2 protein-coding genes are annotated in these 2,676 nt (G+C 45.4%); both read right to left on the bottom strand.

Annotation, left to right across the window (positions count from 1 at the left end; genetic code table 11):
* Positions 1 to 107: 107 nt before the first annotated feature.
* Positions 108 to 803 (bottom strand): IS21-like element helper ATPase IstB, encoded by a 696-nt coding sequence (istB, locus tag H8B06_RS20425; protein WP_223857825.1) that lies wholly within the window; start codon positions 801 to 803, stop codon positions 108 to 110.
* A gap of 65 nt (positions 804 to 868) precedes the next feature.
* Positions 869 to 2,413 (bottom strand): IS21 family transposase, encoded by a 1,545-nt coding sequence (gene istA, locus H8B06_RS20420; protein WP_223857824.1) that lies wholly within the window; start codon positions 2,411 to 2,413, stop codon positions 869 to 871.
* Between the last annotated feature and the right edge of the window lie 263 nt (positions 2,414 to 2,676).

Here is a 2,676-nt window from a genome sequence, read left to right as displayed (position 1 = left end):
TGAATATTCCGACAAAAGTACACCACGGGTTCCGGACGAAAGTACACCAGATATAGTGACCAATAACCCGAGCTATTTTACAACTGGATTGTATTAACTTTTCAAACTTAGTGATTTTTTTTCTTTCTCAAAGACTTACCCTGTAGCGAGAGTCTGTGTGCGGAAGCTGTCAATCTGTCCATTATCGCGTCCGCAAGCGTTGGCTCATCAATAAAGTTGTACCATGCTTCAACCGGTAACTGAGAAGTTATGATAACGGAGCTATTTCCATACCTGTCTTCCAGTATATCCAGCAGTGCAAGCCTAGTGTCGGCGTCTATAGATTTTAACCCGAAGTCATCCAGTATCAGCAACTTTTGGTTTGCAATACCCTTTATCCATTTCAGGTAGGTTCCATCAAGTCTGGTCTGTACAACAGTATCCATAAAGCGGTTCATACTGAAGTATAAAGTTCTAAAGCCCAGCAGGCAGGCCGACCTTCCCAGCGCACATGCCAAAAAGCTTTTGCCTGATCCTGTAGCTCCTGTGATAAGAACATTTTCTCCGCGATGTATAAAAGAGCCGTCTGAAAGTCGAAGTACCTGTTCTCGTGTGATACCCCTTTCTGCATTGCAGATGATCTCTTCCGGAAGAGCGTTGTACCTGAGCCGGCTGGCTTTGAGATATTTCTGTGTTCTGGTATGGTCTCGGTATTCGAGTTCGGCCTGTACCATAGATCCCAATAGTTCATGGACATCCTGGATTTCGTGTACTGGTAAGGCGGCGACTGCTTCATAGCGGCGGACCATGCCAGTCAGGCGCATTGATCTGAGCTGTTCGATAGTTTGATCTGTATTCATTTCTGTTTTTGATTTATGTGTCTGTTTTTTTATTTGTATTCATCAGCACCCCGGATGTTCGCATGCAGCGGAATGGTATAACTGGCAGTGGACCGGTTATCTTTTTCCAGCATGTCCATTTTGTTGTCCAGGATATTTTTTATGGCCATATAATTAAAGCGGTGACCTTTCAGTCCCCTTTGACAGGCGGCTTCTATGCGATCAGGGTAAAGTGATGACAGCCTGAGCAGCCCCTGGCAGGCCTGATAGGATTGGTCTATGATCAGCTTGCTGTCCATTACCTTTTGAAAGTATTCGCGGGTGGCAACGCCGTATTTTTCTGCCCTTGAAAGATAGTCATCAGGGTTCCAGGCCAGGCGGTCACGCAAATGGCGGTGATGTGGTGGTTCATGATTCCTGTCGGTCGTATAACCGTGTTTTTTATAGCTGCGCCTGTGAAGGGCTACACGGGTGCTTCCGATGTATATTTCAACGGCATCGGTACAATAAATGATATTGACCGTGCTTCCGATATGTTTGGAAGGTACACTGTAGAAGTGCCAGTCCTCGCCGAGCACGACATGGTAATCACGCTGTACCTTTGCACGTGTATAATGCTTCATCACGAAAGAACTTTCCGGCAATGGATTTAAGATCGGTTTCTCACTACTTTCAAAAAGCTCTGTTCTGCTGAAAGTCTTGCGCTGGAAGTTTTTCTGATGGTGCTCTTTAAGCTGTAGACCTATCGCCAGGTTCAGTTCGCTGATACTTTTAAAGGTCTCATTTCGGAGTGGAGCGTATATCCGTTGATAGGTTATTTTAACAGCACCTTCCACTGATGCCTTATCCCTGGGTTTTGCAGGACGTGTGGCAAGGAGGGCTATGTTATTATGATTGGCCCATTGCTCCAGCATATCGGTGAACTTTGGTTCGTAACGGTTGCTGCGTACGACCCATTGTTTCATATTATCCGATTTTACCGATAATGGTACACCTCCAAAATAGTCAAGGGCATTGTTCAGCGCCCGCAATACCTGTGGTAGAGATGCATTAATGAGTGCTTCCACATAACTATAGCCACTGAAAGGCAATACGGCGACCAGAACGGGACAAGCTATCAGCTCACCGCTATCGATATCCACATAATGCAGCATATCACCTGCAAAGTCTACCTGCAGCAGCCTGCCCGGATCATGTTCAAAACGCATGGTGGCTCCCTGTCTGCGAATATGTTCCTGAAGAAGCTCGCAGAATCTCGAATAACCAAAGCCATCGGGATATTCATTGATATATTCCTGCCATAAAAGCTGACGCGTAACACCCACACGTCGGAGTTCAGAAAGCAGATAGGAAAACTGTGATTCAAGATGTATCCGACGGGGATCTTTTTCTATTGATTCGGTTTTGCCCGCATTAAGGTAAGCCTCCAGCTCGGCATCAGCAAACAGGAGAAGTTCCGCAATACTCAATCCGCTATCTGCAAAGCGCTGTAAATAACTCGCAATGGTACGTCTATTGATACCGGTCTCCCTTTCGATGGAACGCTGGGAAAAGCCACGTTCCAAAAACAGCAATATCTGTCTTATCTTCTGCATATTTAGAGGTCTGTTTGCCATCTCGTTAGGTCTAATACAGCCCCAACTTAGCAATCTTTTTCACTTAAATATCCAGTGGTGTACTTTGCAGCGGAATTATTGGTGCACTTTGTGTCGGAATGGCAGTCTTTCTAGATCAGTTTAAAAGACCGTCAACTTATAATTAGGCTGCTAAAAATTTACACCAAAGTGGTGTATTTTGCAGCGGAATCGCTGGTGTACTTTGGAGCGGAATGGTGGTGTAGTATAGTGCGGAATATGCA

The organism is Sphingobacterium micropteri (assembly GCF_014692515.1).
In the GTDB taxonomy this organism is placed as follows: Bacteria; Bacteroidota; Bacteroidia; order Sphingobacteriales; family Sphingobacteriaceae; genus Sphingobacterium; species Sphingobacterium micropteri.
Note: the sequence above shows the minus strand (reverse complement) of the source record. Positions and strands in the feature narration are given on the sequence as shown.